Source organism: Mycobacterium sp. EPa45, assembly GCF_001021385.1.
Taxonomy (GTDB): domain Bacteria; phylum Actinomycetota; class Actinomycetes; order Mycobacteriales; family Mycobacteriaceae; genus Mycobacterium.
Genome location: NZ_CP011773.1, coordinates 3,659,273 through 3,679,497 on the forward strand (window position 1 = coordinate 3,659,273; position 20,225 = coordinate 3,679,497).

Genomic DNA, 20,225 nt, shown 5'->3' on the forward strand with positions numbered 1-20,225 from the left:
GATCAGTTCTCGACCAGGTCGGCGAGAGGCTCGGTCTCAGTGAGCCAGTGCCGTCCGGCCTGGCGGGCGGCCTCCCACTTGGGAATGCTGACCGCGTCGTCCTGACCCAGCTCGTCGGGTGTCGGGCCGATGCGCTGCACGAGTGGCGCGAGGGCCGTCAAATCGAAGTTGTAGATCTCGGCCGCCGCCAACCCCAGCATCTGCCGGGTCTCGTCGATGGGAACATCCCAGAACGCATGCCGCAGCCACTTGCGGGTGTTCGGCCACGTGCCCTCCGGGTGGGGGTAGTCGTTGCCCCACAGCATGTTCGGAACACCGATCTCGTAGCGCCGAGCCAGTTCCCGGCGCTCCGTGGTGGTCGCCCCGATGAAGCAGTTCCGGTCGAAGTACGCCGACGGCGGCATCGTCAGATCTCCCTCGAGCAGTTTGCTCATCTTCTTCGCCGAGTGCTCACGCAGGAACCGGGTGTCCATCAGCCAGAGCAGATCGTTGGCCCAGAACGCACCGCACTCGGTGGCGCCCCAGCGCAATCTCGGGAAACGCTCGAATACCCCGGCCCACAGGGCGAACCACAGCGGCCGAGCGCCCCACCAGCGCACCTCGGTGGTGTAGATGCCCAGATGCTCCCCGTACTCCTCGCTCGGCGCCGGGCCCACATGGGTGTGCACCGGCATGTTCAGGTCTTGGCATGCGGCCCAAACCTTGTCGTAGCGACGATCATGGTAGGGCGGGTAGTCGCCCCACAGCACCGGGATCAAAATGCCGCCCCGCAGACCGGCTTCGGCTGCGCGGTGGATCTCGGTGACCGCCGCGTCGACGTCGGCGAGGATCGGGATCACCGCAACCCCAGCTCGCCGCTCGGGGCTGTGGCTGCAAAGCTCGGCCAGCCAGCGGTTGTGTGCCCGCGCGCCCGCCATCGCCCGGCCCGGGTCGAGGTTGCCCGACTGGCCCAGGCCGGCACCGAACGGTGCACCGGCGACTCCTGTCACGGCGTCGGCGTCGGGGAAGATGACCTCGCCGGCAACACCGTCGCCGTCGAGTTCCTTATCACGTTGTGCGACATCCCATCCGCCGGCGATGCCCTCGCCGTGCTCGTCGAACCACGCTTGCGCGAACTCCTCGTCGATGAAGCCACCGGCCTGCGCCGCCGCTTGTTTTTCGGCCAGGAACGCGTCGAAGTCGTCTCGGTATTCGGGGTCGACGTATTCGCGGTACCGCTCGGTCGGGAGTTCGGCGTGCGTGTCTGCGGAGATGATCAGGTAGGGATCCATGGCGCTTGTCCTTTCACTACCAGGTACGGATGGGGTCGGGTTCGAAGACGGTGCTGCTCGCCCCGGCGGGCACTTCGGCCAGCGGCTCGGCGACCTCGGCCACCGTCGGACCGATCCGGTTGACCAAGGGCTGCAGCGCCGCCAGGTCGAAGCCGTAGACGGTTGCCGCGTTTCCGCCGACCATGGCCGCTACCTCCTCGGGCGGAACACCGGAGAATGTGTAACGCAACGCTTCTCGGGTGAAGAAGCCCGTTCCCTCCAGATGCGGATAGTCGCTTCCCCACATGATGCGGTCGACGCCGATGTCATGACGTTCGGCGCACTCGACCGGTCGCATGAAGCTGGCGCCGACGTAGCATTGGCGGGCCCAGAACTCACTGGGCTTGAGGCTCAGCGAGCCGGCGGTGGGGCCGGCGAACCGGGCGATCGCCGAGCCCTCGCGCGCGTAGCGGGCCGCCGCGACGTCGAGGGATTCCAGGGTGGCCGGGATCCAGCCGGCGCCCTGCTCGGTGAAGACCACGGTGAGATCGGGATGACGATCCATCACACCGCTGAAGATCAAGTGCCACAAAGCCCGGTGGGCGAACCAGTGGGTCTCGTAGACCCATATCGCGAACGAGCTGCCCCAGCCGTCGAGTGGGCTTGGTCCGGCGTTGCCGCCGTGGTGGTTGACCACGACGCCCGCGTCGGCGCACGCCTCCCACAGGGGCTCCCAGTGTTCGGCATACAGCTGCGGGATGGCTGCTCCGGGCGGGACCCCGGGCAACAGAACCCCGCCGCGCAGTCCGAGTTTGGCGATCTGCTTGATCTCGGAGACGGCCTCGTCGAGGTTTTGAAGCATGACCTGACCCACCCCGGCACGCCGCTCGGGCGAGCGGGAACAGAAGTCGGCCAGCCAGCGGTTGTGTGCACGCAGGCCGGCGCAGCGCAATTCCAGCTCGCGTGCGGTCTCCGGTGGCGTAGCCGCCAGACTCGACGAAGGGAAGAACGGCGGAATGGTGTTGGGGTAGATGACCTCCCCCGCAACACCTTCGGCATCGAGGTCCGCGTTGCGCCGGTCGCTGTCCCAGTTGCGTTCGGCGTCGGCATCTGCGAGGTCGGCGAACGGATTGACGTATTCCGCTGCCCAGCTGTCGAATTCGTCCCGGAAGCCGGGATCGAGATAGTCGCGGTAGTCGAGCAGGTCGGCGCCGGCGTGGCAGTCGGCTGAGATCACGGTGTACCGGTCCATCGGCTACACCCGCGTCGGCTCGGGCCTCGGCGCGGCGAGCAGCGCCACGTCGTCGTAGCGCTGATGTACGTACGGCAACAACCACTCGGCCGGCACCCGCTCGGCAATGCGGCCGACCTGCACGGTCCGGCGACGGCACCAGGTGATCGACTTGATCTGCCGCACAACGATATCGGCCACCGGGTCCAACGGCGATTCCCCGAGCTCGACAGTGCCGTCGATGTCCTCCAGCACCTCGTAGTGTCGGTGGTATTCGCCGTACACCAGGTGCGGATCGGTGATGCCATCGCCATCTGGAGCGCGCAGGAACTTGAAGTAGAACTCGGTGTTCACCTGGTCGGGCGGCAACTCCGCCGGGCCGGTAACCCGACCGCTCAGAGTGAGCAACGCATAACCCAACCGGTTGACGGTGGCGGTGACACCGTCGCCGTCGCGGTCGACTCGGATATCGGCCAACTTCTTGGGCTCACCGAAGGTCTCGCGCCCACCGGTGACGGACTGCTCGGTGGACTGCGGCATGAACAGCGGGTAGTCACCGTCGACCTCACCGTGGCGGGCAGCCACCGAGAACACCGCCGAGCCGAACGGCGGCCGGCCATCGATCTGGACCCGCTGGAGCGAGATTCGCACCAGCGGTTCAGCCGCCGGCTCGAGCGGTTTGGGCAGGACCGCGGCGACGATCTCCGGATCCGTGAGATAGGTGACCGTGACGGCCTCCGTGGCGATGGGCGCCTTGGTGGCGTCGATCTCATGGTCGACGCGCGCCTCGGGCGGGCGGGGGCCGTAGCGAACCGCGTTGGCGCTCATCACTTCTCTCCTTCTGTTGCGGTTGTCTGCGTCGCGTGCTTGCCGAGGACGTCGACCAGGTAGTCGGGCTCGCCGCGCGCGATGATCGACGCTGCTTTCTTGCTCACGACGTCATCGGACGGAGCCGGCGGGCCCATCATCCAGAAGCTGTCTGACCGGATGCCGTCGACGACCTGCGCGGCGATGGTCTCCAGCGGCGTGAATTCGATGTGCACACCGGCGGACTCGAAGCGGTCCACCACCCTGGCCAGGGTTTGGTCGGGGGTGTGGCGTTCCTGAGTTGGGGCGTAGCGCTGCGGGCGATGCCGCCACGACTCCCAGATGCCGGTGTTCAGGAAGCCGCCGGGGAACAGAACGTGCGCCCGCACCCCGGATCCGGTCATTTCCAGGTGTGTGTACAGACTTTCGGTCAGGCACAGCACGGCGGCCTTGGTCATCGGGTAGACCGCAGTGGCCGGTCCGCCCATCGCACCGCGGGCGATCGGCGCGAATCCACCATTGCCAGAGCAGGTGTTGACCACGTGGCCTTCGCCTCGGTCGAGCAGGATCGGCACGAATGCCTTGATGCCGTGGATGACGCCCAGCACGTTGACGTCGATGCCCCAGCGCCAGTCGGCGAGGTCGTGTTCCCACATGTATCCCTCGGACACCGCACCGGTGCCCGCGTTGTTGCACACCACATGCACGGCGCCGAAGCGATCGAGCGCTCCTTTGGCGAGCGCTTCCACCGAGGAGTAGTCCGTGACGTCGGTGACCACACCGACGGCGTCGATACCCTCATCCGTCAACTCTCGGGTGGCTTCGTCGAGGGGTTCGGCCAAGACGTCGGCCAGGACGATCTTCATGCCTTCTTGACCAAACCGCCTGCCCAGTGCGCGACCGATTCCACCGGCGCCCCCGGTTACGACGGCGACTTTGCCCCGTAGGTCGTTCATTGTGGGCATCGTCACATGGTCGCGTATATCACCGCAAGCAGTCGCATTATGCGACCATCATCGGATGCCGCCACGTCCATCTCCGCAGACCGAGCGGGTGGTGAAGCTGTTCGAGCACCTGGCCGGCGACGGAAGTCGAGGGCTGACGCTGACCGAGGTCTCGCGCCAGTTGAGCGTGCACAAGGCCAGCTGCCATTCGATGCTCTCGGAGCTGGCGCGGTCGGGCTGGCTGCTGCGTGACCCGGTTCGCAAGACCTATCACCTGGGGCCTGCGCTGGTCCGCCTCGGCCGGGAGGCAGCCGGCCACTATCCGGCGCTGGTGCTCGCCCGCTCGGCGATGGTCGAGCTGTCTGCCGCGACCGGCGCTCATTGCGTCGCCTTTTCGGTCGGCGACGACTACTCCACGGTGGTCGATCAGGTCCGCAGCCGTCTGGGCGGCGGCCACCCGATGGCGATCGGAACCCAGTTCCCGCATCGCCCGCCGTACGGCGCATCGACGGTCGCATGGGCAGGTGCGCAGGCGCGGGAGCGTTGGCTGGCCGCCTTACCCGAGGACGTGCGCGATCGGTACCGGCGCGCCATCGCCGCCACACAACAGCGCGGCTACGCCGTCGGCCTGCATCTCCTGCCGGATCTGCGCCTGCAGGAACTGGCACTGATCGTCCGCAGTGCCGAAGTCCGCTCCACCCGGCTCAGCCAGCTGGCGCAGGCGTTGACCGATGAGCTGATCAACCAGGAGGAGTGGTTCCCGGCCAGCCTGGACCCGGACCGTACCTACGAGGTGAGCCATATCGACTCCCCGATCCTGCAGCCGGATTCACGAATTGCGTTGATACTGAGCCTGGTTCCAAGCCCTGAGCCGATGAGCGGTGGCGACGCCACCCGCATGGGTGAGCAGCTCGCGGGTGTGACCCGCCAACTCAGCGCCGCGTTGGACGAGGAACCGCAGCACACCGAATAGCGACCGATGTGAAGGTGTGAGCGCTCAGTGCTGACCCTGCTCATTGCTGCCCTTGTGCCCTTGGCCGTTGTGCTCACTGTGCGGGGCGGCGTCGCGCGGGAACAGGGTGTGCTCCTGGGCGGCGGCGCTGCCGGGAGCGGGGATGGCGGCGACATCGGGGCCCCGCGTCGCGTCTGCCAACTCCTCCGGAATCGCCCGGGCGTCCTCAACGGCCTGCCCGGCGGTCCCGGTCATGTCGGTGCCCTCCACCTGCACGGCGCCCGGGGTCTCGGCATTGGCCGGCGCCGCAATGGCGACGACGGTCCCACCGAAGGCGGCCAGACCGAACGTGACGATGGCTGCGGCGGAGGCGATGCGGTTCTTGATCATGGGAGTTCCTTTTCTCAAAGCCACTCGTGTGGCTGGTTGAGAAAAGAATGGGATGAAGCCCTCAACGAATCCTCAATGCCGAGAAGTGCCGGCTCAGGCCGACCCGGCCCCCGCGATCTCGAACGTGAACTGATAGCCCGCGATGCTGATGATGTCGCCGCCGTTGAGCGTGGCGCTGCCGCGGATGCGCTCGTTGCCCACCACGACGCCATTGCCCGACCGCAGGTCGTTGATCACGAAGCTTGCGCCGGTATCGATGATCGTCGCGTGGTACCGGCTGACTTTCGGGTCGTCGATGACGACGCTGTTGTCGCCGCGGCGGCCGATGCCGGTGACCACCGTCTCAAGGGGATAACAGCGTCCGCCGACATCACGCAGCTGCGCCCGGTTCGATGATGCGACTCCATCTGTGGTCGTCGTGTGAAGTTCGAGCATGGTGGCGACTTCGGACGCATCGCTGCGTGCGATCTGTTGGACGTCCAGCGGCTCTTGACGCAGGATCCGCTCATGCAGTGCCCGCAGCGTCGGCCCCGGATCGATACCCAGTTCCTCGGACAGGGTGGACCTCAGTCGCCGGTACGCGTTGAGTGCATCGGTCTGACGCTCGGCGAGATAGTAAGCCGTGATCAACTGCGCCCACAGCGGTTCCCGATAAGGATGCTCTCCCACCAGCTCTTCGAGTTCGGCAATCACCGAACCAGCACGCCCACAAGCAATTTCGGCCTCCGCGCGCAGTGCGTGGACGGTGACCTTCTCCTCGAGAAGGGCGGTGGCGAACGGTTCGACGAACCAGCATTCGCGAAGATCGTCGAGAACCGGACCGCGCCATTGCACCAGCGCGGCAGAAAGGCGGTCGCTGGCCAGCCCGAACCGGCCGGCGGCCGCGGCCTGCACTCCGGCCGCCTTTTCGGTGTTGAAGCGGCCCAGATCGCACGCCCCGTCCGGCACGTTGAGCTGATACCCCGGCCGGGCGCTGGCCAGCACGGTGCGCGGGTCAGCCCCGGACGACCCAAGGATCTTGCGGAGGTTCGCGACGTAGACGTGCAGATTGTGGATCGCGTCGGCCTGCGGCGAATCCGCCCAGATCGCGTCGATGATGGAGTCCCTCGACACCGGCCGATTACGACTGATCAGCAGCAGCGCCAGCACCGCGCTCTGCTTGGGTGTGCCGAGTCCGACGGGCTGGCTGTTGACGCTCACTTGGAGTGGGCCCAGCACCCCGAAATCCAGGTCCGCCATCAGCCGACGGGAAGTTTCGCCACTGGAGTCTTGCCGACATCGGTCACGTAGACGTCGCCCGCCGCGTCGACACCCACTCCTTGGGGATCGATGAGGCCGACGAACGGCAGCGGGGTCGCCCCGGGCGTGCCCAGCCGCAGTCGCAGCACGCCGGCGTTCCCGCGGTCGGTGATGTAGGCGTTGTGTTCGTTGTCGATTGCCACGCCCTGCGGGTCGCTGAGGCCGGTCAACGGCAGCGGCGTCGCCTGCGTCGCGCCGACCTCCAGCACCAGCACCCGGTTGTTGCCGGTGTCGGTGACGATGACATCGCCGTGCCCGTCGACGGCTACACCGCGCGGGTCATTGAGGCCGCTGAACGGCAGCACGGTCACCAGCCCGGTGGCGGCCGCCAGCCGCAGGATCCGATCGTTTCCGCGGTCTGTGATGAAGACGTCACCCGCCGGGTCGACGGCAACACCGCGGGGATCGCGAAGGCCACTGAACGGCAACGGCGTTGCAGCCGGGGCGCCTACCGCCAATTTCAGCACGCGGTCGTTGCCGGAGTCGGCGACGTAGACGTCACCCGCTGCGCCGACGGCGACATCCCGGGGATTCTTCAGTCCACTGAAGGGCAGCTGGTCCGGCGACCCCCTGCCTGCCGCCAGCCGCAGCACGTGATCGGTCCCGATGTCGGTGACATACACGTCGCCGGCCGCGCTGACCGCGACGCCGGTGGCGAGTCGAACATCATTGAACGGCAACGGAATCTGTGCCGAGAAGCCCTGTGCGGTCGTTGTTGTGGAGGTACTGCCCTTGTCGGACGACAGCCGACCCTCGAGGATTACGGCCCCAGTGATGAGCACAGCAGCGGCAGCCGCCGCAGCAATCCACTTGAATGCCTTACGCGGCAAGCGCTTTGACCGCTCTGGCTGGGCGCCAGTCACCGGGTCGACGACAGGCAAACCGCTCACTGCGGCGCGGGCCGCCGCCGCCAGCTCCTGCACGGTCTGGTAGCGGTCGTCGGGATCCTTGGCCATTCCCTTTGCGACGATGCCGTCAAGAGCGACCGGTACGCCGGGCTCGGTGACGCTCGGCCGCGGAGGCGGGGTGTGGAGGTGGTGAGCGATCATGCCTTGCACACCCATGTCGCTGGCGAAGGGCGGCTGGCCGGTCAGGCACTCGTAGAGGACGCACGACAGTGCGTAAACGTCGACGCGGGAATGGGTTTTGACAGCAGCGCCGATCGCCTCGGGAGCCATGTAGGCCGCGGTGCCGATGGTCTGGCCGGCTTTGGTCAAGGTGTGGTCTTCAGAGGCGTGGGCGATCCCGAAGTCGATCAGGTAGGCGAAGTCGTTGGCGGACACCAGGATGTTGGAGGGTTTGACGTCGCGGTGCACCAGCCCGACATCGTGGGCGGCCTGCAGGGCACCGGCGACTTGAGCGATGATCGCCACGGCTCGCTGTGGCGACATCGCCCCGTGTTGCTTGATCAACGTCCGGAGGTCCGTTCCGTCGACGAGCCGCATGTTGAGGTAGAGCCGACCGTCGATGTCGCCGAAGTCGTGGATCGGAATGACGTGCGGTTCGGTGAGCTGCGCAACGGCCTGGCATTCGCGCCGGAATCGTTCCCGCGGTTCCTCGTCGTCAGCGGAATTCTCGGGTAGCACTTTGAGCGCCACCACGCGGTTCGTCTGGGAGTCCCGGGCCCGCCATACCTGGCCCATACCGCCGGCACCCAACAGGGACAGCAGTTTGTAGCGGCCGAACTCCCCCGCCGGCGTTTCCCCCGCGGTGGCGTCCTTGGGGTCGGGTCCCTGAGTGGCGTCCCCGCCGTCGATCACTGTGTCATCCATGGTCAGATCCCCGAACCGGACGAGTCGTCAACCCCCGCACACTTCTATCTAACCAGGTCAACCGGGGGTCGACGTCGCGTTGCGGGTCATTCGCGGGCCTTTTGCCCTGATCATCGCTTCGATTTGTTCCGGATGGGCATTCCGCGTCCGCGGATTGACCCGCTGGTCGGCTGAGAGCAAACCCTCGTAACGGCGTCCGCGGAATCGCGCCTTACGTCACCTCACGCGGTCAGACAACCGAAGAGATCGAACCGACGGTCGCCCGCATGGTTCCCGAATTCGGTTGTGCCAGAATGCGGCTCGCCATAGCTGACAAACCTTCAAGGTCGTCACCTATCGCCGACCCAGGCAATTGCGACCGGGTCGGCTCGACGTGGGCCTCACGTCCTGATGTCGTCACGAACCGGGTTGGGTGGGCACGCCGGTTGGCAGCAGCTCCGCAACCAGGGCCCGCACGCGGGTCTTGATCTCGTCGCGGATCGGGCGCACCGTGTCGATGCCCTTGCCGGCCGGATCCTCCAGCGCCCAGTCCCGGTAGCTGATGCCGGGGAGCACCGGGCAGGCGTCCCCACAGCCCATCGTGATGACCACATCGGAGGTCTCGACCGCTTCGTGGGTGAGCAGTTTCGGTGACTGATCGGAGATGTCGATACCGACCTCGGCCATCGCCTCGACCGCGGCCGGATTGATGTGGGGGCCCGGGTCACTGCCCGCGGAGCGGACCTCGATGGCATCGCCGGCAATATCACGCAGGAAACCGGCCGCCATCTGGGAACGGCCGGCATTGTGGATGCAGACGAACAAGACGCTGGGGCGAGAAGCCATGAGATATGGAGCCTTTCAAACGCACGTATGGGTCAGGGGTGATGATCAAGTTGGGCGAGTAGTTGGCGCACCGGCGCACCGAGGTCGTCGCGAATCGCGCGGACCGACTCGAAGGACTGGCACTCGGGGTCCGCGAGGGCCCAGCCCGGTCAGCGATTTTCGAGATCGCGGCGATGCGTGAGAGGACGGGATTGCGGCATCGACAGATCAGGTTGGGTACGGCACCCGCGGTCAATTTTGTTCTTGGACATCAGGACTCCTTGGTCGAGGATGCAGATGCGGTAGGAACAGCAGATGTCGGGGGCGGCGTGAAGCGCCCGCGCAGAGCGAGCGAGACATACACCAGAGCGACCAGGACGGGCACCTCGATGAGCGGGCCGACCACCCCGGCTAGTGCCTGTCCGGACGCGGCGCCGTAGGTGGCGATGGCCACCGCGATGGCGAGTTCGAAGTTGTTACCGGCAGCGGTGAACGCCAACGTGGTGGTCCGGGCATAGCCGAGCCCCAGCACGGCGCCCAGGACGTAGCCGCCACTCCACATGAGCGCGAAATATGCCAGCAGCGGGAGCGCGATCCGCACCACGTCCAGGGGACGCGAGGTGACCTGGTGGCCCTGCAGCGCGAACAAGATGACGATGGTGAATAACAACCCGTACAACGCGCACGGACCGATCTTCGGCAAGAACGTCGACTCGTACCAGGTTCGCCCCTTTGCTTTTTCGCCGTAGCGGCGCGTCAGGAAACCAGCCAGCAGCGGTATACCCAGGAAGATCAGCACCGACTTCGCGATCTGCCACGGCGAAGTGTCAATCGTGGTCTGCGCCAAGCCGAGCCAGCCCGGCAGCACCAACAGGTAGAACCAGCCCAGCACCGCGAACATGACAACCTGGAAGACGGAGTTGAGCGCGACCAGCACGGCGGCGGCCTCGCGGTCACCGCAGGCCAGATCGTTCCAGATGATGACCATGGCGATGCAGCGCGCCAGCCCAACGATGATCAGCCCGGTGCGGTACTCGGGCAGATCCGGGAGCAGTAACCAGGCGAGGGCGAACATCAGGGCGGGCCCGATGAGCCAGTTCAGCACCAGGGAGCTCACCAGCATCTTGCGGTCGCCGGTCACCGAGTCCAGGCGGTCGTAGCGGACCTTCGCCAATACCGGGTACATCATGATCAACAGGCCCAGTGCGATGGGCAAGGAGATGCCGTCGACTTCGACGGCCGAAAGCGCATTACCCAGGCCAGGAATTTGGCGACCCAAGAGCAGCCCGGCGGCCATCGCGATGCCGATCCAAACCGGTAAAAACCGGTCCAGCGTGGACAGCTTTCCGACTACCGCAGGCATTTCGTTGTGCGCCACCGTATCGGTCATACCGGCGCCCCCGCCGGTGCTGCGGATTCAGCACTCGTATGCAACAGCGACGACAACGTCGTGAGTACTTGCGGTACCACCGCGTAGTACACCCACGACCCCCGCCGCTCCGATGTCAACAACCCCGCGTCGCGCAGCACCCTCAGGTGATGGGAAACCGTCGGTTGCGACACATCCACGCCGGCCGAGATTTCGCACACGCACGCCTCACCGCCGGCGTGGCTGGCGACCGAACTCAACAGGCGCAACCGCACCGGATCCGACAACGCCTTGAATTTTGCCGCCATCTCAACGGCCGCTCGCATGCTCAACGGTTCGCTCACCATCGGTTCCACCTGACACCGGGCAGCCTCTCGACCGAGGGCTTGATTCGACATTCGTCGATATTGACAAGTATCGAATCTGGATGCAACAAACGCTGGGTGAACACCTCGGGCCGGCGGTCGCCGGAGCCTCGTCATCGAGATCGGCGGACCATCCGCAAGGACGGCCCGCCGATCTCGTCAGTGCGCGTTCAGCAGCACGATGTAGTGGCGGTGGCCTTGTCCTGTCGGTCTTGAACCCCGACTCCGGCAGCGCCGGCTCCGCAGCAGGCCCCACCGGTGGACTCAATGTCGAGATGTTGGGGGCTGGAGCCGAAGGTCTCGGAATCGGCCAAGACGGTGTAGACCTCCCACTTCTCGCCGGCCGGTCCCGTCACCCACACCTTGTCTTGGGTCGCGAAGCAACACGTGGTGCCGATTTCCTCCTCGGTGAACAAGCCTTCACCGGCGAGGCGGGCGATCTCGGCGTGCACCTTTTCACTGGATTCCACCTCAACGCCTAGGTGGTTGAGGGTGCCGCCGTTGCCCGGGTTCTCCAGCAGAACGAGCTTCAACGGCGGTTCGGCGATCGCAAAGTTGGCGTAGCCGGGTTTTACCTTGGACGGCTTGGTGTTGAACAGCTTGGAGTAGAACGTGATCGCCTCGTCAAGGTTGTCGACGTTGAGGGCGAGTTGAGCTCGGGACATGGTCCGATCCTCTCTTCCTGTAAGACATATATCGAATTAGCGCGCTGAGCCCAGCATGCCGACCTCTTTGATATATGTCAATATTTCTGGCATCATCAGTTGCATGCCGAAGGCGTTGCCTGTGATCGATATGTCGGCGCCGGTGTGCTGCGCCCCGGTGGCGGCAGGTCCGATGAGTGATGACGACGCTTTGCAGGTCGCGTTACGCCTCAAGGCGCTGGCCGATCCTGCCCGGGTGAAGATTATGTCGTTTCTGTTCAGTTCCTCGGCCGGCGAGGAGAACAGCGGGGACCTGGCAGCCGCGCTCGGATTGACCGAGTCGACGGTCAGTCACCACCTGACTCAACTGCGCAAAGCCGGGCTGGTCGAATCCGACCGGCGCGGCATGAACATGTACCACCGACCCCACCGAGACGCGGTCGCTGCGCTCTGCACTGTCCTTGACCCCAACTGCTGCCGCTAGTCTCGCAGCTCGGTCCATCGACGATACGCAGCGCACCCGCTGGCGGCCCTCATGTCCGCACCCTCGGTGTGGAGGGGACCGCCGAGAGAGCGGCAGGATTTGTACCCGACTTTCGAGGCCGAGCCGAGGAACTGCACGAGGAAAAGCGGGCACGAGGAGCGGTATTCGGCGGCAGACCACTACGACTCGTCATTCTCGGAGTGGCCCCGGTGGATACGTCGCCACGGTGCGCGTCGCCCATCTCCCCGACCGCGGTCGTGGAGCGCAAGGGTGGGGTATGCCTCAATGTCGGGTGCATCCCTTCGAAAGCGTTGCTGCGCAACGCTTGACTGGCTCATATCGTCGCACGGTAGCCCGACTGGTTCGGCATCCGCGGCATGCCGACTATGGATACGGAACGGCGTTCGACCGCAGTCGTGAGGTCACCGACGGTCGAGTCGCCAGTGTATGCATTTCCCGACCAAGGAGAACAACGTCTCCGAGGTCGACGGCAACGGCACTTAAGTCGGGCTGACAGTGTCTGGTTTCACGACATAGTTGGCAGCTGTCTCGGGACATAGTTGACACCTCGGCTTTTCGGGAGGTCAGCCCATGTCCAAGGCCCAGCTTGTCATCACCGCGGTAGTCCTGGAAGGGCGCAGCAAAAGCGAAGTCGCCCGCGACTACGAGGTCTCCCGCTACTGGGTCCACCAACTCGCCAAACGCTACGAAGCCGAAGGGGCGGCCGCCTTCGAACCCCGGTCACGCCGCCCCCATACCAACCCCCGCGCCATCGACGCCGACCTTGAAGAACGCATCATCAGGCTGCGCAAAACGCTGCACAAAGAGGGCTACGACGCCGGAGCCACCACCATCGCCGAATACCTACGCCGCGACCCCGAAGTCCTCGAGTCACCCGCGATTTCCACCATCTGGCGGGTGCTGTCACGACGGGGCTTCATCACCCCACAACCCCAAAAACGCCCCCGCTCAAGCTGGAAACGCTTCGAAGCCGACCTGCCCAACCAATGCTGGCAAGCTGACGTCACCCACTGGCGCCTCGCCGATCACACCACCGTCGAAATCCTCAACCTCATCGACGACCACTCCCGTCTGGCCATCACTTCGCTCGCCCGCCGCACCATCACCGGCATCCACGTCGTCGAGGCCTTCACCGAAGCCTTCACCACCTGGGGTGTTCCCGCCGCTGTACTCACCGACAACGGTGCGGTATTCACCGCCACACCCCGACGCGGCGGCCGCACCGCCCTGCAAATCCTGCTCGGCGAACTGGGCATCAACTACATCAACTCCCGGCCCTACCACCCACAAACCTGCGGCAAGATCGAACGCTTGCACCAAACACTCAAAAAGCGGCTCAACGCGCTACCCGCAACCAGCACGATCGACGAATTACAAAGCCAGCTCAACGAATTCGCCGAACACTACAACAACACCAGGCCCCACCGAGCCCTGCAGCGGCGCACCCCGACCGAGGCCTTCACCGCCCGCCCCAAAGCCTTCCCCACCGGTTACCAAATCCCGCCGCACTTCCGCGTCCGCCACGACACCATCGACGCCGCCGGCGTCATCACCCTCCGCTACAACAGCCGCCTACACCACATCGGACTGTCCAAACACCTCCGCGGCACCCACGTCATCGTGCTCATCAACGACCGCGACATCCGCGTCCTGGCCCGCGACAGCGGAAAACTCATCCGCAAACTCACCCTCGACCCCCACCGCGACTACCAACCACGCGGCGTAAAACCCGGAAACAGCCCCACCAACAAACCCCAGATGTAAATGATGTCCCGAGACACCTGTCAACGGTGTCTCGAGACATCACAAAGTCGGGCTGACAGGATTTGAACCTGCGACCACTTGACCCCCAGATGGAAAAGTGGTGTTCCCGGGCGTGTCGCAGTGGCCCATTTTTGCAGGTGGGCATCACTTGTGGCACACCACGGCACGGGCCGAAATGCCCAGGAAATAGACCGCGTTGCTGTACCGGTTGCTGTACAGCTCCGACCACTTGACACAGCGAGTTACCTTGCTGGACATGACCATCCGAAACACGACAGTCGTCCGCCACACCTCCCCCAACCCTGCCGACGTCGGCCCGAAACTCGGCTGGTCCGGCGCGATAGTCGAGGTCATCGCGGGCCAAGTCACCGGGTCAATCATCCGCTCCATCGACACCGACCGCGCCGTGGTCGACGAGGCCCAAATTCACATCGACACCGAGCAGCACGACGGATACATGGCCGACGTCGTCACAGATGATCCGGCCGTCCTTCGCGCTCTGTCGGCGGTCGCCGCAACCCTCGCCGACGAACTCGGCGGTGCCGAATGAGGACCAACAACTGGCCCGCGATGTGCGGCCAGGAGCGGACTAGGTTCCGCGATGAATATGACGGCACTGGCCGCCTCGTTGTCGCCGACCGCGCCGACGGCCACCCGGGCGCAGTGTTGGTGCTGCCCGACGACAGCAAGCGCGGCGAGGTCTACGTGCTCACCAGCGGTGAGGTCGACGGTCTGATCGCGGCGCTGCGAAAGAACGCGCACGAAACAGCGATCTCCAGTTGCGGATGGTGCGACAGCGTCGGCATGGTGGACGGTGAGGACGGCCCGGCGTTCTGCGACCACCCACCACCCATCGACGCCTGACCACCGCCATGTGGACAACGAGGATCGGCGCGTCGGCCGCAGGGTGACCGCGGATTCCTCGTAGTCTCAACGCAGGATGTCCGCCCCGAACTACGTAATGGTCGGCAGCCCCGGCGACGTTGCCCCGACCCTGGCTGGGCCGGGCACCCTCCGCTGGGCCAGCGGCCAACCCGTTGGTCCTCGGTCGATGACGTGGCAGGTCATCGGCGCTCGGAACAGCGACGACATTTACGTCGGCGCGCGCGGGCTGATGCACGACATGAAATTGAGCCTGCATATGTCACGCGTATGGCGGTGGGCATTCACGCAACAAGCGCTGCAGAAGTACTTCCCGCCCGGCGCAGACTCGAAAGTCATTCGCTACGAAGAATCCGCACCGTTCGCCGACGGATGGCGCCGGGGAGCGGTAATCCGCACGCCATCAACCACGTTCGGCCCGGCCTATTCCGAGAAACGCCCCAGCGACAAGCAGCCGATCCGGTTCTTCACCGCGCCGGACCCTCCGCAGCATTGGCAATACCACGTCCTGATCGCCGAACCTGCAGCACCGCCCATCCAGATTCCAGTGGTCTTCGTCGGGTCGATGGTGCTCACATCCGGCAAGACCGTTTGCGTCGTCGCTGACCACTGGGAGATGACTACGGAACGCGAGCAGTCGATCGCCCAGGCAATCGGAGCGGCTGCCGAGGAGCCGAGGGCTCGCGCGGGTATTGCGTCGGGCGACATTGGCGGAGTTCCGCTCCTAATCGACCTGGCTAGATTGCGCCCCGAAGACGGCGAACATGCTGACGCGGGTGGCGGTTAGCCCCGCCCGGGGACTTCCTTGTGTGCTGCGGCTGCGTCGCGGAACCAGCAGACCCACATCCGCGACGCCATTACCGGCCGTCGGCCGCACCACGTGGACTACGTTATCGGCCTCCACCCGCGCTACGGAACTGCAGATCTGCAAACGTCTCGTCACGCTTGCGCTTCTCGCCCTCAGCTTCGAGTGCCGCGACCCGCGCGCTCAACGCCTCAATCTTCTCGTTCAGCGCGACAAACGCTTCCTGGACCGACGCCGCAAACTCGTCATTCGACATATCCGTCATTCCTTTGCTCGACAGAACTGATGGAGATCGGGTGCCAATCAAGCGTAGGCGGCGGGTACGACATCGGTGCTTACAGGGCCGCCGGAAAGCCGCAGACCTGTCGACGGCACCAGACCGTCACACGTAGGCAGTCATCCGGCGCCCGCCCCCTCCACGTGCGGGCCGCGTTCCGCGCCGGTGCTGGCCGGACGACCGCTGTTCTGAGCCGCCCACCAGGCCGTGCCAGTGCTCGATTGGATACACCGGCGACCCGTCGACGTAGATCATTCCGCCACGATGTCGTACACCTCGGCTCGTGCCACGCTTGCGGTACAAGCGAGCACGTTTGGCGTGCTCGTCGGTGCAAGTCCGGCAGCGGCACCCGCGTGGGTAGCCGTCACCGGCACGGCGGTGCTTGATTTCGCTCACTTGCAATACCTTTCGCGGGGCGTGGTACCGGAGAGTCCCACACTCGTCCGGCCTGCTAGCGCCAATGACTACCGGCGGCGCGCACCCGGGGGGCGGGGGTAAGGCCCCCGGGGTAGGGCTACCGCCATCCGGCGGGTGGCTCGGGGAGCTCACAGCGCCACCGCCGTGCCTGTCCACGTGCGGCGTACTCCGACGCGCCAGGCGCGGCGTCGGCGTGGCGCTCGCCGTCGACCTGCGATCACGGGTTCGCCGTCTAGGTGATCGACAAGCGACGGCCATGTGTATCCGACCTTGTGGTCGCGTCGCACACACCAGGCGCTGATCGCTTCGTCGATAGGACGACGCGCGTCGATGCAGCCCAACATGTCGGCGACCAGGTGCCCCCGGATAGCCACCCCTACCGCGTGGTGTAGCCGGTCGGCGAGGAACCAGGACACGTCATCGGTTGCTCGGACGATCGCTGAGGCGAACCTGGACTGCAGGTGCGCTGGACTGCCTGTCCCAAGATAGAGGCCCACCACAGGGGTAGGGGCCACCGCTAGCGCGGCTTCTAGCTCTTCACGAAAGTTGTTGACCGGCAGGGCATCATCCTCCAGCACTACGATCCACGCATTGCGCTGCGCCGCGCCCAGACACCACCCCCACGTGTGCAGGTGGTTACGGGTACCGCCCCGGCCCCCCGGGTCTACCTCCACGTGATCTGCCCGTACCCGGGTGGCGAGCCGGTCAGCCATCCCCCGCCTGGCGGGATGTGCCACGACGGCGACCACCGGGGATGCCGCCCCGATGGTCGCCGCGTGGCCCGCGCCTGGGGCTGGAGGAGCGGCCAGCCCCGTCGCGAGTCCGTTGCGCATTGTGTTGCGCATGTTGGTGTTACGACCCGTCGACGCCCAGGAGGACGACCCGGCTGGCGTCGTGGATCGTGGCACCGAACCGCCAGGTTGCGCGGATTGCGACGGCCTGGCGGTTGAAGTAGTAGTGCTCGCTGGAGGCGATTTCCAGCCCGCCGTAGACGCTCAAGATCGCCTCCTTGTCGAGGACGATGATGCTGTCCTCGGGCACATCCCGATCGACGGTCACACCGACCCCTAGCAGTCGCCGGTCAGCCGGTTCCGTTCCGGCACCGATCAGGCTGACATTGCTGTCGACCGCGGACTTGAGCTTGGACAGGGTTGCCCAGGCGTTCGGGTGGGCAAGAATGTTGGTCGCCTCACCACCGGCGTTCTCGATCGCGGCGATCGCGTCGATCAGGGCGTCCAGGTCTTCGCCGATGACACCGCCGTCGGTGACGCCCTGGTGGATGATTCCGGCCGGGGGGCGCACTGCGGGCGGGGTTGGGGCGGCCTGTGCCAGATAGGCGGCGTTCGCCTTGCGGGTCATGGCCCGTCGGGTGGCGTTCGACAACAGCTCGGCGGCCTGGCCGGTTTGATACTGCTCGATCGACACCGGGAATAGCACCGCGATCTTGCTGGTGCCCACCAAGACCTCGTCGTCGTCGGGGTCCGACTCTTCGATCGCGTCACCTTCAGCGACGAAGTCGGGGGCGTCGGTCAGGTCCACTTTCGGCACCCGCACATAGGGCTCGTCGCCCTTGACGTTTCCGGCCTTCGTGCTGGTGTTCAGGATCAGCGCGTTGGGGATGATCTCGGCTGGCGCGGCGCCTTCCACGTCAATGTGAAACGCCTTGGCGCTGCCGGTTGTATTGAACGGATTGGTCACTGGATGTGATCCTTCTGCGGCATCGGCCGCGGACATGTTGCAGAGCAACACAATTCGGATTGAGTTCCGCGGCGGCCACGGGCCGGTCAGCGTCCCCGCGCGGCGGGGGTGGTTCCTGGCGTCGCACCGCCGGGCCACGGGCCACACGCGGAGACGCTGACCACCATTCTACTGTGTCAGCCCGTCACCGCTGACGAAACGCTGCCGTGAACTGTTCAAGCCCACCGGGGATTTGCGGTGCGCCGCCGCGACCGACGGCGCCGACGGGATCAGGGCGGCGCGGTCGGCCGGGGATGTCGACGCGGAATTGCGCGATCGTCGATTCGACTGCGGCGGTGAGCTTGTCGTGGTCGATGAGGCCGCTGTCGTCGAGGAGCGTGTCGGTCGTGTGACCGGCGGCGGTCAGCAACGCGGGGTCGAGTCCTGCCCGGCCAAGCTCGCGGTCGATGACGGCCTGCCGGGTGCGGTCGATCATGTCCCGTGATTCAGCGATCAGCCATTCGGCGGTTATGCGGGCTTCGGCCAGATCGGCTTCGGCTGCGCGCAGACGCGTGCGGTAGCGGGCGGCCTCGTTGGTGGTGCGCTGATCAGCGTCGTCGTCCTGGTGGCCGTCGCCGTTGTCGGCCGAGTCAGCTTCGGCGTCAGCACCCTCGCCGGCGGTAGACAGGTCCACTGGCGCTTCGGGTTTCCCGTCCGCAACGGGCGGCTGCGGCGGATCACCCGCGGCCGCATCCGTTGAGCCGTCAGCGGCGGCGCTGGGTGGCTCAGTGGCGGCCGCGGCGCGCGTCCGCATGTGATCCTCTGCAGAGGTGCGCCAGTCGGTGTCGGTCTGGCCAGGTTGGCGGTCGGGCAGATCGTCAGGGCAGTCGCCATACAAGTCCTGCATGCGGGCTGCCCAGGCCTCGCTGGATTCAGCCGGGTTGCCTTCAGCTGCATCGGTTTCGATTGGGGTCGTCATCGGTTGTCCTCCTTGAGCGTGTTGTTGGCGATGTCGTCGATGATGTGATCGGCCGGACCCGCCCACGCGGCGAGAGTTCGGACCAGGAATACGGTTTGCAGCGCGACCCGGCGGTCGTCGCCGTCGCCGAAGATGCGTGCCATTTCGAGGCGGTTGGCGAAACCGTCGACCGGGGCGATCGCCAGCACCGCGGAACCGATGTCGAAGTCGTCGTCGCGTTGCTGTTCGTGGCGTTCCTCGTCGCCCCAGAAGGTTCCGGCCAGCGCTTGCCGGAATGACAGGAAAATCTCTGGGCCACCGTGGTAGTCGTCAGCGATGTGTCGGGCCAGAGTGGCGGCGGTCGCGGTCAGGACTTGCCACGGTAGACCGGACCGGTCGAGGGCGGCCCCGACGCCGACGCCGCGGATGGTGTCGTTCGTCCACGGCCGGAAGTGCCCGGCCGCATGGGCGGCTTCTACGACAGCCCGTACCGCTGCGCTGGGAGGGCTAGAGGGTTGGTGCTGGGTCATGCGATTGCTCCTTCGGGTTCGGCTTGGAGGGTCCAGGTTGTGTTCCTGCTCGTCCGCGTGATCGTGACGCCCAGGCGTTGGGCTGCCTGGTGGACGGTGGCGCGGTGGTGTCCGGCGGCCGCCGCGGCGGCGTTGATCGCCGCGGATGTGTCGCTGCCACCCACGGCGGCCATGTGGGCGGCAAGCCAGTTCGCGGCCCGGTCGGCTTTGGTGGCCCGCGGTGGCTTCGGGGTGGCCGGTGGGCGCAGCTTGGGTGGTGTCGGTTCGGCGATGATCCGTCCGGCCACGACACCGGCGGGCCGTTGGCGGCGTGGGAGTGACGCCAACCAAAGGGCGCAGGGGGTGAGCGCGGGGCAGCCGTTGCAGATGTCGACGGCGGTCTGTCGGCGTGCCACCTCGTCGGGGTGGTCGCCGGAGATGCCGTCGCCCGGCGGATCGAAGAGATGGTGTCGTCCACGGCAGGCGGCGCCGGGGAGATTCGGGATGGCGCGAGCCAAGTCGGTGAAGAAGTCCTCGATGAATGTCATTGGCGTTGACCGGCGTTCGGGGTGACCGTGGTGACCACCCCCCGGGTCTTAAGGAC

The 20,225-nt window shown here is 65.9% G+C and carries 22 protein-coding genes and 2 pseudogenes; 7 read left to right on the forward strand and 17 right to left on the reverse strand.

The annotated features are described in order from the left end of the window. Positions 1-2 precede the first annotated feature (2 nt). Genes AB431_RS17550 through AB431_RS17565 form a run of 4 tightly spaced genes read right to left on the reverse strand, consistent with a single transcriptional unit; the run spans position 3 to position 4,244 of the window. On the reverse strand, positions 3-1,271 hold the full coding sequence (locus AB431_RS17550; RefSeq protein WP_047331010.1) for an amidohydrolase family protein: 1,269 nt from the start codon (positions 1,269-1,271) through the stop codon (positions 3-5). A gap of 16 nt (positions 1,272-1,287) precedes the next feature. After that, positions 1,288-2,502, reverse strand: coding sequence for an amidohydrolase family protein (locus AB431_RS17555; RefSeq protein WP_047331011.1), 1,215 nt, complete (start codon positions 2,500-2,502; stop codon positions 1,288-1,290). A gap of 3 nt (positions 2,503-2,505) precedes the next feature. Then, positions 2,506-3,309, reverse strand: a complete 804-nt coding sequence (locus AB431_RS17560; RefSeq protein ID WP_047331012.1) for an acetoacetate decarboxylase family protein — start codon at positions 3,307-3,309, stop codon at positions 2,506-2,508. Next, entirely contained in the window at positions 3,309-4,244 is a 936-nt protein-coding gene (locus AB431_RS17565; protein ID WP_047331013.1) for an SDR family NAD(P)-dependent oxidoreductase, read from the reverse strand. The genes AB431_RS17560 and AB431_RS17565 overlap by 1 nt, the downstream gene beginning before the upstream one ends. Positions 4,245-4,308: 64 nt before the next feature. Here AB431_RS17565 and AB431_RS17570 point away from each other — a divergent pair, with 64 nt between their 5' ends. Then, positions 4,309-5,205, forward strand: coding sequence for a helix-turn-helix domain-containing protein (locus AB431_RS17570; RefSeq protein WP_047331014.1), 897 nt, complete (start codon positions 4,309-4,311; stop codon positions 5,203-5,205). A gap of 24 nt (positions 5,206-5,229) precedes the next feature. Here AB431_RS17570 and AB431_RS17575 read toward each other — a convergent pair whose 3' ends face one another. The 7 genes and pseudogenes from AB431_RS17575 to AB431_RS17605 form a co-directional block, all read right to left on the reverse strand. Further along, positions 5,230-5,574 (reverse strand): hypothetical protein, encoded by a 345-nt coding sequence (locus tag AB431_RS17575; RefSeq protein ID WP_047331015.1) that lies wholly within the window; start codon positions 5,572-5,574, stop codon positions 5,230-5,232. 93 nt (positions 5,575-5,667) lie between these two features. Further along, positions 5,668-6,813 (reverse strand): BTAD domain-containing putative transcriptional regulator, encoded by a 1,146-nt coding sequence (locus AB431_RS17580; RefSeq protein ID WP_047331016.1) that lies wholly within the window; start codon positions 6,811-6,813, stop codon positions 5,668-5,670. Then, positions 6,813-8,645 carry a serine/threonine-protein kinase PknD gene (locus AB431_RS17585; protein WP_047331017.1) on the reverse strand — a complete coding sequence of 611 codons (1,833 nt, stop codon included), beginning with the start codon at positions 8,643-8,645 and terminating at the stop codon, positions 6,813-6,815. The genes AB431_RS17580 and AB431_RS17585 overlap by 1 nt, the downstream gene beginning before the upstream one ends. Positions 8,646-9,041: 396 nt before the next feature. Then, positions 9,042-9,470 carry an arsenate reductase ArsC gene (locus AB431_RS17590; RefSeq protein ID WP_047331018.1) on the reverse strand — a complete coding sequence of 143 codons (429 nt, stop codon included), beginning with the start codon at positions 9,468-9,470 and terminating at the stop codon, positions 9,042-9,044. A gap of 310 nt (positions 9,471-9,780) precedes the next feature. Further along, positions 9,781-10,839, reverse strand: a pseudogene (gene arsB / locus AB431_RS17595) (ACR3 family arsenite efflux transporter); the annotation flags it as partial. Continuing rightward, positions 10,836-11,216, reverse strand: a complete 381-nt coding sequence (locus AB431_RS17600) for a helix-turn-helix transcriptional regulator (RefSeq protein WP_047331020.1) — start codon at positions 11,214-11,216, stop codon at positions 10,836-10,838. The pseudogene arsB and the gene AB431_RS17600, both read right to left, overlap by 4 nt. 137 nt (positions 11,217-11,353) lie before the next feature. After that, positions 11,354-11,848 (reverse strand): ArsI/CadI family heavy metal resistance metalloenzyme, encoded by a 495-nt coding sequence (locus tag AB431_RS17605; protein ID WP_047331021.1) that lies wholly within the window; start codon positions 11,846-11,848, stop codon positions 11,354-11,356. Positions 11,849-11,951: 103 nt separating this feature from the next. On the opposite strand from AB431_RS17605, the gene AB431_RS17610 reads away from it, so the two are divergent. The 6 genes and pseudogenes from AB431_RS17610 (at position 11,952) to AB431_RS17630 (ending at position 15,765) form a co-directional block, all read left to right on the forward strand. Next, entirely contained in the window at positions 11,952-12,311 is a 360-nt protein-coding gene (locus tag AB431_RS17610; RefSeq protein ID WP_047331022.1) for an Rv2640c family ArsR-like transcriptional regulator, read from the forward strand. Between the two features lie 163 nt (positions 12,312-12,474). Next, positions 12,475-12,809: pseudogene (locus tag AB431_RS31250) on the forward strand (hypothetical protein); the annotation flags it as partial. 93 nt (positions 12,810-12,902) lie between these two features. Continuing rightward, on the forward strand, positions 12,903-14,096 hold the full coding sequence (locus tag AB431_RS17615) for an IS481 family transposase (protein WP_047331023.1): 1,194 nt from the start codon (positions 12,903-12,905) through the stop codon (positions 14,094-14,096). Between the two features lie 256 nt (positions 14,097-14,352). Further along, on the forward strand, positions 14,353-14,646 hold the full coding sequence (locus AB431_RS17620; protein WP_047331024.1) for a hypothetical protein: 294 nt from the start codon (positions 14,353-14,355) through the stop codon (positions 14,644-14,646). Continuing rightward, positions 14,643-14,960 carry a hypothetical protein gene (locus AB431_RS17625; protein ID WP_047331025.1) on the forward strand — a complete coding sequence of 106 codons (318 nt, stop codon included), beginning with the start codon at positions 14,643-14,645 and terminating at the stop codon, positions 14,958-14,960. The genes AB431_RS17620 and AB431_RS17625 overlap by 4 nt, the downstream gene beginning before the upstream one ends. 76 nt (positions 14,961-15,036) lie before the next feature. After that, entirely contained in the window at positions 15,037-15,765 is a 729-nt protein-coding gene (locus AB431_RS17630; protein ID WP_144418289.1) for a hypothetical protein, read from the forward strand. Between the two features lie 103 nt (positions 15,766-15,868). Here the strand turns inward: AB431_RS17630 and AB431_RS30835 are convergent, their stop codons facing one another. From AB431_RS30835 to AB431_RS31015, 6 genes are all read right to left on the reverse strand, one after another. Then, positions 15,869-16,039: a hypothetical protein gene (locus AB431_RS30835; RefSeq protein ID WP_158423545.1), complete on the reverse strand. Its 171-nt coding sequence runs from the start codon at positions 16,037-16,039 to the stop codon at positions 15,869-15,871. Positions 16,040-16,605: 566 nt separating this feature from the next. Beyond that, entirely contained in the window at positions 16,606-17,310 is a 705-nt protein-coding gene (locus tag AB431_RS17640) for a hypothetical protein (protein WP_052960311.1), read from the reverse strand. Between the two features lie 19 nt (positions 17,311-17,329). Then, positions 17,330-18,175, reverse strand: coding sequence for a phage major capsid protein (locus AB431_RS17645; protein WP_047333534.1), 846 nt, complete (start codon positions 18,173-18,175; stop codon positions 17,330-17,332). A 184-nt stretch (positions 18,176-18,359) separates the two neighbouring features. Further along, positions 18,360-19,133 carry a hypothetical protein gene (locus AB431_RS17650; RefSeq protein WP_047331028.1) on the reverse strand — a complete coding sequence of 258 codons (774 nt, stop codon included), beginning with the start codon at positions 19,131-19,133 and terminating at the stop codon, positions 18,360-18,362. Beyond that, positions 19,130-19,642 carry a hypothetical protein gene (locus tag AB431_RS17655; RefSeq protein ID WP_047331029.1) on the reverse strand — a complete coding sequence of 171 codons (513 nt, stop codon included), beginning with the start codon at positions 19,640-19,642 and terminating at the stop codon, positions 19,130-19,132. The genes AB431_RS17650 and AB431_RS17655 overlap by 4 nt, the downstream gene beginning before the upstream one ends. After that, the gene (locus tag AB431_RS31015) at positions 19,639-20,169 is read right to left on the reverse strand and encodes a hypothetical protein (protein WP_052960313.1); all 531 of its coding nucleotides are present in this window, start codon (positions 20,167-20,169) and stop codon (positions 19,639-19,641) included. The genes AB431_RS17655 and AB431_RS31015 overlap by 4 nt, the downstream gene beginning before the upstream one ends. Between the last annotated feature and the right edge of the window lie 56 nt (positions 20,170-20,225).

Bases quoted from the DNA above. Each gene is read 5' to 3' on its own strand.
- AB431_RS17605 (WP_047331021.1), bottom strand. From the start codon at position 11,848: ATGTCCCGAGCTCAACTCGCCCTCAACGTCGACAACCTTGACGAGGCG.
- AB431_RS17590 (WP_047331018.1), bottom strand. From the start codon at position 9,470: ATGGCTTCTCGCCCCAGCGTCTTGTTCGTCTGCATCCACAATGCCGGC.
- AB431_RS17585 (WP_047331017.1), bottom strand. From the start codon at position 8,645: ATGGATGACACAGTGATCGACGGCGGGGACGCCACTCAGGGACCCGAC.
- AB431_RS17625 (WP_047331025.1), top strand. From the start codon at position 14,643: ATGAGGACCAACAACTGGCCCGCGATGTGCGGCCAGGAGCGGACTAGG.
- AB431_RS17640 (WP_052960311.1), bottom strand. From the start codon at position 17,310: ATGCGCAACGGACTCGCGACGGGGCTGGCCGCTCCTCCAGCCCCAGGC.
- AB431_RS17655 (WP_047331029.1), bottom strand. From the start codon at position 19,642: ATGACCCAGCACCAACCCTCTAGCCCTCCCAGCGCAGCGGTACGGGCT.
- AB431_RS17620 (WP_047331024.1), top strand. From the start codon at position 14,353: ATGACCATCCGAAACACGACAGTCGTCCGCCACACCTCCCCCAACCCT.
- AB431_RS17550 (WP_047331010.1), bottom strand. From the start codon at position 1,271: ATGGATCCCTACCTGATCATCTCCGCAGACACGCACGCCGAACTCCCG.
- AB431_RS17600 (WP_047331020.1), bottom strand. From the start codon at position 11,216: ATGTCGAATCAAGCCCTCGGTCGAGAGGCTGCCCGGTGTCAGGTGGAA.
- AB431_RS30835 (WP_158423545.1), bottom strand. From the start codon at position 16,039: ATGTCGAATGACGAGTTTGCGGCGTCGGTCCAGGAAGCGTTTGTCGCG.
- AB431_RS17560 (WP_047331012.1), bottom strand. From the start codon at position 3,309: ATGAGCGCCAACGCGGTTCGCTACGGCCCCCGCCCGCCCGAGGCGCGC.
- AB431_RS31015 (WP_052960313.1), bottom strand. From the start codon at position 20,169: ATGACATTCATCGAGGACTTCTTCACCGACTTGGCTCGCGCCATCCCG.
- AB431_RS17615 (WP_047331023.1), top strand. From the start codon at position 12,903: ATGTCCAAGGCCCAGCTTGTCATCACCGCGGTAGTCCTGGAAGGGCGC.
- AB431_RS17580 (WP_047331016.1), bottom strand. From the start codon at position 6,813: ATGGCGGACCTGGATTTCGGGGTGCTGGGCCCACTCCAAGTGAGCGTC.
- AB431_RS17575 (WP_047331015.1), bottom strand. From the start codon at position 5,574: ATGATCAAGAACCGCATCGCCTCCGCCGCAGCCATCGTCACGTTCGGT.
- AB431_RS17565 (WP_047331013.1), bottom strand. From the start codon at position 4,244: ATGAACGACCTACGGGGCAAAGTCGCCGTCGTAACCGGGGGCGCCGGT.
- AB431_RS17555 (WP_047331011.1), bottom strand. From the start codon at position 2,502: ATGGACCGGTACACCGTGATCTCAGCCGACTGCCACGCCGGCGCCGAC.
- AB431_RS17610 (WP_047331022.1), top strand. From the start codon at position 11,952: ATGCCGAAGGCGTTGCCTGTGATCGATATGTCGGCGCCGGTGTGCTGC.
- AB431_RS17630 (WP_144418289.1), top strand. From the start codon at position 15,037: ATGTCCGCCCCGAACTACGTAATGGTCGGCAGCCCCGGCGACGTTGCC.
- AB431_RS17650 (WP_047331028.1), bottom strand. From the start codon at position 19,133: ATGACGACCCCAATCGAAACCGATGCAGCTGAAGGCAACCCGGCTGAA.
- AB431_RS17570 (WP_047331014.1), top strand. From the start codon at position 4,309: ATGCCGCCACGTCCATCTCCGCAGACCGAGCGGGTGGTGAAGCTGTTC.